This window comes from Methylobacterium sp. yr668 (genome assembly GCF_900116245.1).
GTDB lineage: Bacteria > Pseudomonadota > Alphaproteobacteria > Rhizobiales > Beijerinckiaceae > Methylobacterium.
Map to the genome: position 1 here is coordinate 253,335 of NZ_FOZY01000007.1, position 14,174 is coordinate 267,508.

13 protein-coding genes and 2 tRNA genes are annotated in these 14,174 nt (G+C 68.0%); 11 read left to right on the top strand and 4 right to left on the bottom strand.

The window, feature by feature from the left end; all coding sequences use genetic code 11:
- Positions 1-175: 175 nt before the first annotated feature.
- Positions 176-355, bottom strand: a complete 180-nt coding sequence (locus BM419_RS11910; protein ID WP_091926542.1) for a DUF2735 domain-containing protein — start codon at positions 353-355, stop codon at positions 176-178.
- 181 nt (positions 356-536) lie between these two features.
- On the bottom strand, positions 537-875 hold the full coding sequence (locus tag BM419_RS11915) for a P-II family nitrogen regulator (protein ID WP_003600526.1): 339 nt from the start codon (positions 873-875) through the stop codon (positions 537-539).
- Positions 876-1,069: 194 nt separating this feature from the next.
- On the opposite strand from BM419_RS11915, the gene BM419_RS11920 reads away from it, so the two are divergent.
- Positions 1,070-2,572, top strand: coding sequence for an NAD(P)H-hydrate dehydratase (locus BM419_RS11920; protein ID WP_091926543.1), 1,503 nt, complete (start codon positions 1,070-1,072; stop codon positions 2,570-2,572).
- Between the two features lie 16 nt (positions 2,573-2,588).
- On the opposite strand, the gene BM419_RS11925 is transcribed toward BM419_RS11920, so the two are convergent.
- The gene (locus BM419_RS11925; protein ID WP_091926544.1) at positions 2,589-4,103 is read right to left on the bottom strand and encodes a multicopper oxidase family protein; all 1,515 of its coding nucleotides are present in this window, start codon (positions 4,101-4,103) and stop codon (positions 2,589-2,591) included.
- Positions 4,104-4,251: 148 nt separating this feature from the next.
- Here BM419_RS11925 and BM419_RS11930 point away from each other — a divergent pair.
- From BM419_RS11930 to BM419_RS31915, 10 genes are all read left to right on the top strand, one after another.
- A tRNA-Leu gene (locus tag BM419_RS11930) sits at positions 4,252-4,336 on the top strand.
- A gap of 131 nt (positions 4,337-4,467) precedes the next feature.
- Positions 4,468-5,901, top strand: a complete 1,434-nt coding sequence (gene tig / locus BM419_RS11935; protein WP_042672154.1) for a trigger factor — start codon at positions 4,468-4,470, stop codon at positions 5,899-5,901.
- A gap of 126 nt (positions 5,902-6,027) precedes the next feature.
- On the top strand, positions 6,028-6,654 hold the full coding sequence (locus tag BM419_RS11940) for an ATP-dependent Clp protease proteolytic subunit (protein WP_012322036.1): 627 nt from the start codon (positions 6,028-6,030) through the stop codon (positions 6,652-6,654).
- 184 nt (positions 6,655-6,838) lie between these two features.
- A complete protein-coding gene (gene clpX, locus BM419_RS11945; protein WP_020090762.1) occupies positions 6,839-8,110 on the top strand; it encodes an ATP-dependent Clp protease ATP-binding subunit ClpX in 1,272 nt (423 codons plus the stop codon).
- A gap of 246 nt (positions 8,111-8,356) precedes the next feature.
- The gene (gene lon / locus BM419_RS11950; RefSeq protein WP_091676417.1) at positions 8,357-10,783 is read left to right on the top strand and encodes an endopeptidase La; all 2,427 of its coding nucleotides are present in this window, start codon (positions 8,357-8,359) and stop codon (positions 10,781-10,783) included.
- A gap of 83 nt (positions 10,784-10,866) precedes the next feature.
- Entirely contained in the window at positions 10,867-11,586 is a 720-nt protein-coding gene (locus BM419_RS11955; RefSeq protein ID WP_091926582.1) for an aspartate/glutamate racemase family protein, read from the top strand.
- Between the two features lie 61 nt (positions 11,587-11,647).
- Positions 11,648-11,723: transfer RNA gene (locus tag BM419_RS11960), tRNA-Val, on the top strand.
- Positions 11,724-12,080: 357 nt separating this feature from the next.
- Positions 12,081-12,302 carry a hypothetical protein gene (locus BM419_RS11965; RefSeq protein WP_091676423.1) on the top strand — a complete coding sequence of 74 codons (222 nt, stop codon included), beginning with the start codon at positions 12,081-12,083 and terminating at the stop codon, positions 12,300-12,302.
- A 77-nt stretch (positions 12,303-12,379) separates the two neighbouring features.
- Positions 12,380-12,688, top strand: coding sequence for a hypothetical protein (locus tag BM419_RS11970; protein WP_132368135.1), 309 nt, complete (start codon positions 12,380-12,382; stop codon positions 12,686-12,688).
- Between the two features lie 148 nt (positions 12,689-12,836).
- A complete protein-coding gene (locus BM419_RS31915; protein WP_139257061.1) occupies positions 12,837-13,082 on the top strand; it encodes a hypothetical protein in 246 nt (81 codons plus the stop codon).
- Between the two features lie 306 nt (positions 13,083-13,388).
- Here the strand turns inward: BM419_RS31915 and BM419_RS11980 are convergent, their stop codons facing one another.
- Complete coding sequence (locus BM419_RS11980; RefSeq protein ID WP_091926546.1) at positions 13,389-14,129, bottom strand: class I SAM-dependent methyltransferase; 741 nt, start codon at positions 14,127-14,129, stop codon at positions 13,389-13,391.
- Positions 14,130-14,174 lie beyond the last annotated feature (45 nt).

A 14,174-nucleotide genomic window follows, 5' to 3' on the forward strand; every position in this document is an offset into this window, starting at 1 on the left:
GGGGGTTGGAGCGCGGCGCAGGCCTCGACGAAGGCCTCCGGGGATCGCGCGGACCGCCGGGCGCCCTCTCAAGGCCCGCTGGCGCGGGCACGTCAGGATGAGTGGGTCGGGTGAAGGAGCCCGTCCGGCCTGCTCGACGGCCGCAGGGGCGCCATCGCTCCCGAATTCCTCCGCCTCAGGACCGCCGCGGGCGCTCGTCCTCGCGGATGGCGGCCTCGTGGTACCAAGCGCCCCCGCCGAAGCTCGGCACGGGCGCGGGCTTCGCCTCCGGAGCCGCCCGGGCGGTCTCGCGCGCGCGTCGGAACGCGGACAGATCGTAGATCTTGGCGGTCTCGCGCGGGTCCGTGGCGGCCATCGCACTTCCTCCTGCACCGGTTCGAGCGGCCGATCGGGCCGGCCGTTCCCGATGATGTGGGGTGCGGGAAGCGGCGCTCCAGGGCCGGAGGCGCCGATGCCGGACATTCGCGCAGTGCGAAATCTTAGGCAGTGTCGCGCGGTGCGCGGCCGCCGGCGGTCCTGGACCGCGGGCGGAAGGATCAGATCGCGTCCGTGCCGGTCTCGCCGGTGCGGATGCGGATCGCCTCCTCGATCGTCGAGACGAAGATTTTTCCGTCGCCGATGCGCCCGGTCTGGGCCGACTTGCGGATCGCCTCCACGGCGCCCTCGACCAGGGCGTCGGACAGGACGATCTCGAGCTTCACCTTGGGCAGGAAGTCGACCACGTACTCGGCGCCCCGGTAGAGCTCCGTGTGGCCCTTCTGACGGCCGAAACCCTTCGCCTCGATGACGGTGATGCCCTGGAGGCCGACCTCCTGGAGCGCCTCCTTCACCTCGTCGAGCTTGAAAGGCTTGATGATCGCTTCGATCTTCTTCATGCCGCTCGGGCCTGCGCTGCGGTGCCTGGCATTTCTAACATCCTCGTGACGCCTTCGCCACGCCGTTTTCGCGGCGTGTCCGACCATAGTGCCTATTTGCTGTGCGATGCACGCACATCCTTAGAGCGCTTCACCGGAATCTGGCGCGATTTTAGTCAGGGCTGATCGGTGCACGGGCAGAGGCGGAGACGGATATGCGGTTGCTGACGGTCGCGGCAATGAGGTGGGTCGATGCCGCGGCAATCGAGGGCGGCGTGCCGGGCCTGACGCTGATGGAGGCGGCCGGGGCCGCCGTCGCCGGGCGCGCCCGGGCGAGGCTCCCGGCCGGTGGCCGCGTCGTCGTGCTGTGCGGGCCGGGCAACAACGGCGGCGACGGCTTCGTGGCCGCGCGCCTGCTGGCCGAAGCCGGCTACGCGGTCGAGCTCCTCTGCCTCGGCGCGGTGTCGGCGCTGACGGGGGACGCCGCGCTCGCGGCCGCGGCCTGGACGGGGCCGGTGCGCCCGGCCGCGGGCGGCGCGCTGCCGTCCGGCGACCTCGTGATCGACGCGCTGTTCGGCGCCGGCCTGTCGCGCGACCTCGACGGCGCCGCCCGCGCGCTCGTGGAGGCGGTGAACGAGGCCGGGATGCCGGTGCTCGCCGTCGACGTGCCGAGCGGGGTCGACGGCGATACCGGCGCGGTGCGCGGCGCCGCCATCCGGGCAGTGGAGACTGTGACCTTCGTGACCTTCAAGCCCGGGCACCTGCTCCAGCCCGGGCGGGGCCTGTGCGGCCAGCTCAGCCTCGCCGATATCGGGACCGGCCCGGCGGCGCTGGAGGCGGGCCTGGCCGCCGGCGCACCCCTCGACCGGAACGGGCCCGACCTGTGGGGCCGGGACTTCCCGCGCCTCACCGGCGCGAGCCACAAGTACACCCGCGGCCACGCCCTGGTCCTGTCCGGGCCGGCCACCAAGACCGGCGCCGCCCGGCTCGCCGCCCGCGGCGCCCTGCGGGTCGGCGCCGGGCTCGTCACCGTCGCGTCCCCGACCGCCGCGCTGCCCGAGAACGCCGCCCACCTCACGGCGATCATGCTGCGGCCCTGCGAGAGCGCCGACGACCTCGACGACCTGCTCACCGACGAGCGGCTGAACGTGATCCTGGCCGGACCCGGGCTCGGCACCGGCGAGCCGACCCGGGAGCGCGTGGCCGTCGCGGCCGCGGCCGGGCGCGGCCTCGTCCTCGACGCCGACGCGCTGACGAGCTTCGCCGGCAAGGCGCCGCTGCTCGCCGCCCATCTCGCCGACGGGGACGCGCGGGCCGTGCTGACCCCGCATGCCGGCGAGTTCGCGCGGCTCTTCGACGGGACGGACGCGATGGCCGAGGGCGCCGACAAGGTCGCCCGGGCCCGCGCGGCGGCCGCGCTCACCGGCGCCGTGGTGGTCTTCAAGGGGGCCGACACGGTGATCGCGGCCCCCGACGGCCGTGCGGCCATCAACGACCACGGCAGCCCCTATCTCGGGACGGCCGGGTCCGGGGACGTGCTCGGCGGCCTGATCGCCGGCCTGCTCGCGCAGGGCATGGAGCCCTTCGCGGCCGCCGCGGCCGGCGTCTGGCTCCACGGGGATGCGGGCCTGCGCCACGGGCCGGGCCTGATCGCCGAGGATATCCCCGAGCTGATGCCGGCGGTCTTGCGCGACCTCGTCGCGTCGACCGGGGGCTGACCCGGCGGCTGACCGCTCAGGTGACCTCGAACATCGTCCAGAGGCCGGTGTCGAACCGCTCCAGCACCGTGGCGCTGATCAGCCAGCGCCCCGGATTGTCCGCCAGGAAGCCGATCCGGGCCGTCCGCCCCTCCAGGAGCTGGAACGTGTCGAGCCAGTAGGGCTCCCAGCCGTCGTCCAGGGGATGGAGCAGGCGGAAGCAGTGGCCGTGCAGGTGCAGGGCCTGCGGGAAGGCGGTCTCGTTGCGCAGGGCCAGCACCACCACCTGCCCGCGCTTCACCGAGAAGATCGGCGCGAGGCCGGCGGTGCCGCTCGCGCCGTTCACCGACCAGATTTTCTGCGGGTCGCCCGTGTAGACCGGATCAGGCGCGGGGCCGTCCTTGGCTCCGTCCTTGGCTCCGTCCTTCACTCCGTCCTTGCCCTTCGGCACGAAGGCGCCGCCGGTGATCACCACGTCGCGGCGCAGGGCGTTCTGGAGCTTGATCTCGGCCGGCAGGCGCTTGTTCTCGCCGATCGGCCCGATCGGGGGCCGCTTCTCGGTGATCCGGGCGCCCTTGGTGACGACGCTCGCCAGGACCAGGCCCTTGCCGATCAGCGCGTGGATCTCGCAGGTGGCGCCTTCCTCCTCCGGCAGGTCGACCAGCAGGTCGTAGCGGGTGCCGGGCGGGAAGGGCAGGGTCGCCCGCAGGGGCTCGAACGTGTCGGTGGGCTGGCCGTCGACCGCCGCCACGTAGACCTTCACGCCCTCGAACTTGATGCGCGTTGCCCGGGCGTTGCAGGCATTGCCGAGACGCAGGCGGATTCGGGAGCCGGGTCTCGCCTCGAAGGCGCCCGGCACCGGCTTGCCGTTGACGGTCACGAGGTTGCCGAGGCGCCCGTGCGCGGCCGCGAGCGCCGTCTGCCCGAACGGCATGAGGGTGCCGTCGTCCTGGAGCCGCCAGTCCTGCAGCACGACGCTGACGTCGGCGTCGACCGCGGGCGGGTTCGTCTCCTCGACGACCAGCATGCCCGCGAGGCCCCGGCCCGACGGCTCGCTCGCCCCGCCGACGACCAGGGGCCGGATCAGGTAGGAGCCGGCATCCGGCGGCGTGAAAGTGTAGAGGAAGTCGCCGCCCGGCGGGATCGGCGCCTGGGTCACGCCGCCGACGCCGTCCATGGCGTTGACGTTGCGCACCCCGTGCCAGTGGAGCGACAGCGGCTTGTCGGTCCGGTTCTCGACCTTGAGGCGCAACGCCTGCCCGAGCTTCACCCGGACCACGGGCGGCAGGGCCTTGCCGTCGAAGCACCAGACCGCCGTCTCGGGTGCGGGGTCCGGCCTGAACCGGGCCTTGCCGGGCGCCGCCGGCAGGGCCGCCGGCGCGACCGCGGGCTCCGGCTGGACGGGCGCGGATGTCCCAGGCGCGGCGGCCGGCGCCTGGGCCCGCGCGGCCTCCGGCGCGAGCCCGAAGGCCGCCGCGGCGGCGAGCAGGGTTCGGCGCGACGGCGTGCCGGCGCGCGAATCGGTCGACGGCACGGTGCGGGATTGCGGCATGGGATCTCGGCTGCGGCTCGCGACGGGTCCGCTCCTTAGCGGCGCGCGGGCTCCCGCGCCACAGGGGCAAGTTTTTTGCTGCGGGCCCGCCGGCCCATGCTATAGGGCGCGCTTCCGGCGGCCGGCGATGCGCCGGATGTCGGCGCGCGCGGGCGTGGCGGAACTGGTAGACGCGCTGGATTTAGGTTCCAGTGTCGCAAGACGTGGGGGTTCGAGCCCCTCCGCCCGCACCAGGACCTCTGCTGAGGTTGCGGTCCCCTCGGGACCCTCCGCCCCGTACCCGACATCTCGGCATCCCGGTCCGCGCGAGCACGACGCCGGCCCGGCCGGCGAACCCAGGTTTCTTTGAAGAGCGACGACGACGATGCAGGTGACCGAGATCAATGCCCAGGGGCTGAAGCGCGAGTTTCAGGTTCTGCTGGCCGCCCAGGAACTCGAGGAGCGCCTGACCAACGAGCTGTCCGGCATGAAGGACAAGGTGCAGCTCAAGGGCTTCCGTCCCGGCAAGGTGCCGGTCGCGCACCTGCGCAAGGTCTACGGCCGCTCCGTGATGGCCGAGGTGGTGCAGAACGCCGTCAACGAGGCGAACCGCCAGATCGTCACCGATAACGGCCTCAAGCTCGCCCTGGAGCCGCAGGTCGAGTTCCCGACCGACCAGGCCGAGGTCGAGAAGGCGCTCGACGCCAAGGGCGACCTCGCCTTCAAGGTCGCCCTCGAGGTGATGCCGAGCTTCGAGCTCGCCGACCTCTCCGACGTCAGCCTGACCAAGCTCGTGGCCAAGCCCGCCGACGCCGAGGTCGACGAGGCCCTGGAGCGCATGGCCGGCCAGAGCCGTCCGTTCACCGAGCGCGAGGAGGGCGCCGAGGCCCAGAGCGGCGACCGCGTCACCATCGACTTCGTCGGCCGCATCGACGGCGAGGAGTTCCAGGGCGGCAAGGGCGAGGGCATCGACCTGGAGCTCGGCTCCGGCTCGTTCATCCCGGGCTTCGAGGAGCAGCTCGTCGGCGCCAAGGTCGGCGACAAGCGCCTCGTGAAGGTCACCTTCCCGGCCGAGTACGGGGCCGAGCACCTCGCCGGCAAGGACGCCGAATTCGACGTGACCGTCACGAAGATCCAGGCGGCGGGCGAGGCCAAGATCGACGACGAGCTCGCCAAGTCCATGGGCATGGAGTCGCTGGAGAAGCTCCGCGAGGCCGTGTCCGAGGCGATCGGCCGGGATTTCGAGGCCGCCTCGCGCCGCCGGCTCAAGAAGGAGCTCCTCGACGCGCTGGACGGCAAGTACGCCTTCGAGCTGCCCCCGTCGCTGGTGGCCCAGGAATTCGCCGCCGTCTGGGCCCAGGTCGAGCAGGACCTCAAGACCCGCGGCAAGACCTTCGAGGACGAGGACACCACCGAGGAGAAGGCCCAGGCCGAGTACCGGAAGATCGCGGAACGGCGCGTCCGTCTCGGTCTCGTGCTTGCGCAGGTCGGCGAGAGCGCCGATATCAAGGTCTCGGACGAGGAGGTGAACCAGGCCCTCATCGCCCGGGTCCGGCAGTTCCCGGGCCAGGAGCAGCAGGTCTGGGACTTCTACCGGAAGAATGCGCAGGCGCTCGCGGAACTCCGCGCGCCCCTGTTCGAGGAGAAGGTCGTCGACCACGTCCTCGGGCAGGTCAAGCTCGTCGAGGAGCCCGTCTCGAAAGAGGCGCTTTTCGCGGACGAAGATGACGACGACACGACCGGCGGCAAGCCGGCAGACAAGGCCGAGGCCAAGGGCGAGTCCAAGACCGACGCCAAGACCGAAGCCAAGGCCGACTGAGTCCCGCTCTGTCCCAGGACGGCGGGCAAGGGTTAGGCGATGGTTAAGCATCGCCGGTGTTCGCTGACATGCCCGGGGCTGCCCTGATTCGCGGCAGCCCCGGGCCTCACTCCGGGGCAGGATGAGATGAGAGATCCGATCGACGTCTACAACAACGCGCTCGTGCCGATGGTCGTCGAGCAGTCGAGCCGCGGCGAGCGCGCCTTCGACATCTACTCCCGCCTGCTCCGCGAGCGCATCATCTTCCTCACCGGCCCCGTGGAGGATTACGGCGCGTCGCTGATCGTGGCGCAGCTGCTCTTCCTCGAGGCGGAGAACCCGAAGAAGGAAATCTCCTTCTACATCAACTCCCCCGGCGGCGTGGTCACCTCGGGCCTGTCGATCTACGACACGATGCAGTTCATCCGCTGCCCGGTGACGACCCTCTGCGTCGGCCAGGCTGCCTCGATGGGCTCCCTGCTGCTCACCGCTGGCGAGCCGGGCCACCGCTTCGCCCTGCCGAACGCCCGGATCATGGTCCACCAGCCGTCCGGCGGATTCCAGGGCCAGGCAACCGACATCCTGATCCACGCCCGCGAGATCGAGGCGCTGAAGCGGCGCCTGAACGAGATCTACGTGAAGCACACCGGCCGCGACTACGACACGATCCACACGGCGCTGGAGCGCGACAACTTCATGACCGCCGACGCGGCCAAGGAGTTCGGGCTCATCGACGAGGTGATCGAGAAGCGTCCCGAGCCGGCGGCCGCCTGACCGGCCCGCGTCGCCTGACCGCCGCGGCGCGGCCTTGATCCCGCCGCGGCAGCGTGTTTGCATCGAGGTTCGGGCCCTTCGGTCAAAGGCGCGCAGCACACTGTTTCTTTAAACGGGCCCCCTACATTCATGCGATGCGCGTCCGCCCCTTGCCGGCGGCGGACGCGAGGAATCGGAGACCGATATGAGCAAGACTGGCGGCAACGACTCGAAGAGCACGCTGTATTGCTCGTTCTGCGGCAAGAGCCAGCACGAGGTCCGCAAGCTGATCGCCGGCCCCACGGTGTTCATCTGCGACGAGTGCGTCGAGCTGTGCATGGACATCATCCGCGAGGAGTCGAAATCCTCGCTGGTGAAGAGCCGCGACGGCGTGCCGACGCCCAAGGAGATCCGCCGCGTCCTCGACGACTACGTCATCGGTCAGGACTTCGCCAAGAAGGTCCTCTCGGTCGCGGTGCACAACCACTACAAGCGGCTCGCCCACGCGACGAAGCACAACGACGTCGAGCTGGCCAAGTCCAACATCATGCTGATCGGGCCGACCGGCTCGGGCAAGACCCTGCTCGCGCAGACGCTGGCCCGGATCCTCGACGTGCCGTTCACCATGGCGGACGCCACGACGCTGACCGAGGCCGGCTACGTCGGTGAGGACGTCGAGAACATCATCCTCAAGCTGCTCCAGGCCTCGGACTACAACGTCGAGCGGGCGCAGCGCGGCATCGTCTACATCGACGAGATCGACAAGATCTCCCGGAAGTCCGACAACCCGTCGATCACCCGCGACGTGTCGGGCGAGGGCGTGCAGCAGGCGCTCCTGAAGATCATGGAGGGCACGGTCGCCTCCGTCCCGCCCCAGGGCGGAAGGAAGCACCCGCAGCAGGAATTCCTGCAGGTCGACACCACCAACATCCTGTTCATCTGCGGCGGCGCCTTCGCGGGGCTGGAGCGGATCATCTCCCAGCGCGGCAAGGGCACCTCGATCGGCTTCGGCGCGACCGTGCAGGCCCCGGACGACCGCCGCACCGGCGAGATCTTCCGCTCGGTCGAGCCGGAGGACCTGCTGAAGTTCGGCCTCATCCCCGAGTTCGTCGGCCGTCTGCCGGTCCTGGCGACGCTGGAGGACCTCGACGAGGCCGCGCTGAAGAAGATCCTGCAGGAGCCGAAGAACGCCCTGGTCAAGCAGTACCAGCGGCTGTTCGAGATGGAGAACGTCGACCTGACGTTCCAGGACGAGGCGCTGTCGCTCGTCGCCCGCAAGGCGATCGAGCGCAAGACCGGCGCCCGCGGCCTGCGCTCCATCCTGGAGACGATCCTGCTCGACACGATGTACGACCTGCCGGGCCTCGAGTCCGTGGAGCAGGTGGTCATCGGTCCGGAGGTGGTGGAGGGCAAGTCGCGCCCCCTCTACATCCACGGCGACCGCAACAAGGACACGCCCGCGAGCGTCAGCGCGTAGGCACTCGGCAGGGTTGCATCCGGCGCCCGGCCCAGGCCGGGCGCGCTGCGGGGATCGCCTTGAAAACGCGCTTCCTCGCAGCCACCTCAGGCTCAGCGCGGTGGCCGCACGCTCCTTCGAGGTCCGGTCCGCGTCGCCAGCCGCAAAGTTAGCGAAATCCGACCCTCGCGGCCCGGTCGGCACCCGGCTGTAGGCGCGCTCCGTGCATGGGGGCGTCGAACCTGGGCGTCCCTGAGAGGAAGTCACATGTCACAGTCGAAATCGCGCCAGCCGGTGGTCCCGGGTTCGACGGGCACCTACGCCGTCCTCCCCCTGCGCGACATCGTCGTCTTCCCGCACATGATCGTGCCCCTGTTCGTGGGCCGCGAGAAGTCGATCCGCGCCCTCGAGGAGGCCGTCCGCACCGACCGCCACATCCTGCTCGCCACCCAGATCAACGCGGGCGACGACGACCCGGCGACCGACGCCATCTACAAGATCGGCACGCTCGCCTCGGTGCTGCAGCTGCTGAAGCTCCCCGACGGCACCGTGAAGGTGCTGGTCGAGGGTGTCGGCCGCGCCAAGGTCGTCGACTTCACCCGCTCGGACGAGTTCTACGAGGCGACCGCCGAGGCGCTCCACGACGAGCTCGGCGACCGCGTTGAGGCCGAGGCGCTCGCGCGCTCCGTGCTCTCGGAGTTCGAGAACTACGTCAAGCTGAACAAGAAGATCTCGCCCGAGGTCGTCTCCGCCGTGACCCAGATCGACGAGCCGTCCAAGCTCGCCGACACGATCGGCTCGCACCTGCTCGTCAAGATCTCCGACAAGCAGGGCATCCTGGAGACCCCCACGGTGGCGCAGCGCCTCGAGCGCGTGCTGTCGCTGATGGAGAGCGAGATCTCCGTGCTCCAGGTGGAGAAGCGCATCCGGACCCGCGTCAAGCGGCAGATGGAGAAGACCCAGCGCGAGTACTACCTGAACGAGCAGATGAAGGCGATCCAGAAGGAGCTGGGCGACTCCGAGGATGGCCGCGACGAGCTGGCCGAATTGGAAGAGAAGATCGAGAAGACCAAGCTCTCCAAGGAGGCCCGCGACAAGGCCACCGCCGAGCTGAAGAAGCTGCGGCAGATGTCGCCGATGTCGGCCGAGGCGACCGTCGTGCGCAACTACCTCGACTGGATGCTCGGCATCCCGTGGGGCAAGCGCTCGAAGATCAAGAAGGACCTGCTCGGCGCCCAGGCGCTGCTCGACGAGGATCATTTCGGCCTCGACAAGGTCAAGGAGCGGATCGTCGAGTACCTCGCGGTGCAGCAGCGCGCGAACAAGCTCACCGGCCCGATCCTGTGCCTCGTCGGTCCCCCCGGCGTCGGCAAGACCTCGCTCGGCAAGTCCATCGCCAAGGCGACGGGTCGCGAGTTCGTCCGGATGTCGCTCGGCGGCGTGCGCGACGAGGCCGAGATCCGCGGTCACCGTCGGACCTATATCGGCTCGATGCCCGGCAAGATCGTGCAGTCGATGCGCAAGGCCAAGACCTCGAACCCGCTCATCCTGCTCGACGAGATCGACAAGATGGGCATGGACTTCCGCGGCGATCCGTCGGCGGCGCTCCTCGAGGTGCTCGACCCTGAGCAGAACAGCACCTTCAACGACCACTACCTGGAGGTGGATTACGACCTCTCGAACGTGATGTTCGTGACCACGGCCAACACCCTCAACATCCCGGGCCCGCTCATGGACCGGATGGAGGTGATCCGCATCGCCGGATACACCGAGGAGGAGAAGGTCGAGATCGCGCGCAAGCACCTGATCCCGAACGCCCTGAAGAAGCATGGCCTCGGGACGCACGAGTGGTCGATCGACGACGACGGCCTGATGATGCTGGTCCGCCGCTACACGCGGGAGGCCGGCGTCCGCAACCTGGAGCGCGAGCTGTCCAACCTGATCCGCAAGGCGGTGAAGGAGATCCTGATCACCAAGACCAAGTCGGTCGCGGTGAACGTGGAGACCCTTCCGGTCTTCCTCGGCCCGCCGAAGTTCCGCTACGGCGAGATCGACGCGGACGATCAGGTCGGCGTGGTGACGGGTTTGGCCTGGACCGAGGTCGGCGGCGAGCTGCTGACGATCGAGGGCGTCATGATGCCCGGCAAGGGCAAGATGACGGTCACCGGCAACCTGAAGGACGTGATGAAGGAGTCGATCTCGGCGGCGGCGAGCTACGTCCGCTCCCGGGCGATCGATTTCGGGATCGAGCCGCCGCTGTTCGACCGGCGCGACATCCACGTCCACGTTCCCGAGGGGGCGACCCCGAAGGACGGTCCGTCGGCAGGCATCGCCATGGCCACCGCGATCATCTCGACGCTGACCGGGATCCCGGTCCGTCGCGACGTCGCGATGACCGGCGAGGTGACGCTCCGCGGCCGGGTCCTGCCGATCGGCGGCCTGAAGGAGAAGCTGCTCGCCGCGCTGCGCGGCGGCATCAAGACGGTGCTGATCCCCGAGGAGAACGCCAAGGACATCGCCGAGGTGCCCGACAGCGTGAAGAACGGGCTGGAGATCGTGCCCGTGTCGCGGATGGATCAGGTGCTGGAGAAGGCGCTGGTCCGTCAGCCCGAGGCGATCGAGTGGGAGGAGCCGCTCCCGGTGGCCAAGCCCGCCCGGACCGAAGAGGACGGCGCCGCCTTCGTGGCGCACTGAGCCGCCCGATCAATTGAGACGAGCCCCCGGTGCCCCGAGCCCCGGGGGCTTTTTCATGGGTGGACGCGGGCGCGGAGGCCCGGATGCGCATCCTGCTGATCAACCCGAACACGAGTGCGCACGTCACCGATCTCGTCGCCGGCCATGTCCGCACTCAGCTCGGCGGCCGTGCGGAGCTGCGCGCCGTCACCGGCCGGTTCGGAGCCCGCTACATCGCGAGCCGGGCGGCGGCGGCGATCGCCGGCCACGCGGCCCTCGACGCTCTCGCGGAGCACGGCGCCGGCTGCGATGCGGTCTACCTAGCCTGCTTCGGTGATCCCGGCCTCCTCGCCCTGCGCGAGCTGTCGCGGGTACCGGTCATCGGCATGGCGGAGGCGGCCTGCCGCGAGGCCGCTGCGTCCGGTCGCTTCGGGATCGTCACCGGGGGCGCGGCCTGGGAGCCGATGCTGCGGGAGTTCGTGGCGGCGCTCGGCCTCGCCGACGCCCTCGCGGCCCTCCGCACGGTGGCTCCGAGCGGCGGCACGATCGCCCGTGACCCGGACGCGGCCCTGGAGATCCTCGCCGAAGCCTGCCGCGCCTGCGCGGGGGCCGGCGCAGAGTCGGTCATCCTGGGCGGTGCCGGTCTGGCCGGGCTCGCCGCGCGGATCGCCCCGCAGGTTCCCGTTCCGGTGATCTGCTCGGTCGAGGCGGGGACCCGCGCGGTTCTGGCCGCGGGCGCATTTGGGCAGGCCCCGTCGAGGCCCGACCCTGTCGAGAGCATCGGCCTGACACCCGCGCTGGCGACGCGGCTCATCGACCCCTGATGAGGATCCGGGGTGCGGACCCTTGCACCGGACCGGGACCATGCCGTAACGGTCGCCAGCCGGGCGGTTAGCTCAGTTGGTAGAGCGTCTCCTTTACACGGAGAGGGTCGGGGGTTCGAGTCCCTCACCGCCCACCAAGATTGTTTCTCGTTTTACATTGTTTGCTGATGTGAGGCCGGCAAATTCCGGCCTCAACAACCGTTCTGACGGCGCCTTACGGCACCTTGGTTCCGGCTAGGCCGCGGCCCACAGGAGAGGACTGATGAAGCCGCGGTCGATGGCTCGAGCGCCTCGGTCAACTTCTGGCCGTCGCGCTTGCGCTGCTGCGCCTCCACGGCCCGTTCCTAGGACACGCCGAGCCGAACCGAGCTGGTGCGCCTCAAGGGCGAGATGAAGGCGCTGGAAAAGGTCTCCGTCCAGAAGACATGCGGGATCCAGTTCGAGCGGCAGGCTGCCCGCTGACCGGCTTGGCGGGGCGTGCTAACCTAAGCCGCATGCCCCGCTGGCTTCAATTCGCCCTCGGCCTCGTCACGCTGATCGCGCTCGCCGCGGGCATCGTGCGTACGCTCGTGCGTCACATGCCGGACGCGGTCGCATCGTGGCTCGGGCCGTGGGCTTACGAGGCGTTGATCCTGCTGCTGGCCGTCAGCTTCGTGGCGATCATCGTGCGGGCCGCCCAGGGCTATCGCTCTCCTCGATCTGATAAGGTGCGGTAATGCTCCGCCGGCTCGCGATCCTCCTCCCTTTGCTCGTCTCCACGGTCGCGCACGCTGCGGGCCCCGGAGCCAGGGCGGTGGGCACCTTCGAGCACCAGGAGGACGGCTACGAGCAGGGCGTCGAGGTGAAGGCGGCGGGCGCAGCCGGCTTCACGGCCCAGTTCTCAACGGGAACCAAGGGCTGCGGCGGTGAGGTGACGATGAAAGGGCGGCCGACCGGACCCGACACGGTCGTCTTCAGCAAAACCGACGGTGGGCAAACCTGCCGGATCACCGCCCGCTACGCTTCGGATTTCCGGTCCGTCGTCCTGGAAGAACAGGGCTGCACGATGTGGCACGGCGCCTCGTGTGAGTTCCAAGGGACGTTGAAGCGAACGGGACGCTAGCTGCCCCGCTACGCTGCGGCGCGCCTGTGGAGGCACCGATAAATCTGGCGAGGGCGAATATCAGTACTAGGACACAATTAGAGAGTGGGCCTGTTGCAAAAACAGGAGGATCTTCGGATGCTTCGCCCTGATTCGAGGGCGGGCTCGCGTGTCGATGGCGTTCAATCAGATTTTATTTTCGATTTTTGTGTATCTAGGTGCCGCTATTTGTGGGGCAGTGGTGGGTGGAATACTGAGTTTTCTCGTCGGTTCTTGGTATGTTGACATCATGAAGGTAACTCAGCGCGAAGGCACGGCCAGCTATATGGTCGTTTTGCTTTTCACGCCAATCGGGGCGTCCTTGGGAGCCGTTGTTGCCCTCGTCGCGCTGGTCATTCGTCGTCACTATTATTGATGAGTTCAATCAGGCATTGTCGGGCGCCGACTCGACCTGGCTGAACTGCCGCGCGCACTGCGCCACACCTTCGCGACGGGGGGCATGAGGGCGGGCGTGCCGTTCGGCAAGGTTGCTCGAGCACTCGGCACCAACGAGCAGGTCGTGGAGCAGGTTTATGGCCACCACCTCCCGGAGCATCTGCGCGGCGTTGTGGAGACCGTGTCTCGGGGTGGTCGGGCGGAAGGCAGACAGGAACTCCATCGAAAAGCGACACAGGATCATGCACATAAGTGCAGAATAAAAACCTTGATTACGTCTTAAATATTACTTTGGCCGCGCTTTTATCACATGTTGAACTGAAAAAAGGGCGGGCGCGATCCTGCAGAGCTGGCCGAGCACAAAACTCTTCTGATCTTGAGGGAGAAAGCGAAAGGGCGTGTAGCGGTATACGCCCATCCAGCCACCCGCGGCACCGCGAATATCTTCAACTTCATATCCCGCCGCCTCGAACAAATGACGTACACTCCTGCGCGTGAACCATCGGAGATGTGTGGCATCCATTATCCCGGTCGGCTTGTAGTTAAAATTTCCGAATAATAATTGCGCTCTTACGGTCCAATGCGCAACATTTGGAATAGAGGCCAGCACACGACCATCTGGCGCCAGCGAATTTTTTACTTCTCTCAACATTTCTGCTGGGTCTACAAGATGCTCTAAAACGTCTGCAAATAAGATGTAGTCAAATTTCTCGTTTCTCTGTGCGAAAGTTTGATCATAAACACCAGTGATGACATTTAATCCTTCTGTGCGCGCTTGCTCGGCTCTCTCGGGATGAGGCTCAACGCCAACTACATCAAGAGAGAGAGCGTCTCTCAGTGTGGATGTAATCGTCCCTGTTCCGCATCCAACATCTAATAGCTTTTTGTTTTTTTTCATAAACGAAATCAATAATCCCGTGCTTTCGTATCGATTATTGTTTCTGCTGTTATACCTCAGAGAAAAAACATTTTGTTTGCTGAGTCCGGCGACGGCCTCTCGAGTATGTGTCATGTTCGGAAGCTCCATTCTGTCGCCTGCGTTGTTATAGGCATTTTCGGAATCGGCTTAGAG

Bases quoted from the DNA above. Each gene is read 5' to 3' on its own strand.
- BM419_RS11910 (WP_091926542.1), bottom strand. From the start codon at position 355: ATGGCCGCCACGGACCCGCGCGAGACCGCCAAGATCTACGATCTGTCC.
- BM419_RS11915 (WP_003600526.1), bottom strand. From the start codon at position 875: ATGAAGAAGATCGAAGCGATCATCAAGCCTTTCAAGCTCGACGAGGTG.
- BM419_RS11920 (WP_091926543.1), top strand. From the start codon at position 1,070: ATGCGGTTGCTGACGGTCGCGGCAATGAGGTGGGTCGATGCCGCGGCA.
- BM419_RS11925 (WP_091926544.1), bottom strand. From the start codon at position 4,103: ATGCCGCAATCCCGCACCGTGCCGTCGACCGATTCGCGCGCCGGCACG.
- tig (WP_042672154.1), top strand. From the start codon at position 4,468: ATGCAGGTGACCGAGATCAATGCCCAGGGGCTGAAGCGCGAGTTTCAG.
- BM419_RS11940 (WP_012322036.1), top strand. From the start codon at position 6,028: ATGAGAGATCCGATCGACGTCTACAACAACGCGCTCGTGCCGATGGTC.
- clpX (WP_020090762.1), top strand. From the start codon at position 6,839: ATGAGCAAGACTGGCGGCAACGACTCGAAGAGCACGCTGTATTGCTCG.
- lon (WP_091676417.1), top strand. From the start codon at position 8,357: ATGTCACAGTCGAAATCGCGCCAGCCGGTGGTCCCGGGTTCGACGGGC.
- BM419_RS11955 (WP_091926582.1), top strand. From the start codon at position 10,867: ATGCGCATCCTGCTGATCAACCCGAACACGAGTGCGCACGTCACCGAT.
- BM419_RS11965 (WP_091676423.1), top strand. From the start codon at position 12,081: ATGCCCCGCTGGCTTCAATTCGCCCTCGGCCTCGTCACGCTGATCGCG.
- BM419_RS11980 (WP_091926546.1), bottom strand. From the start codon at position 14,129: ATGGAGCTTCCGAACATGACACATACTCGAGAGGCCGTCGCCGGACTC.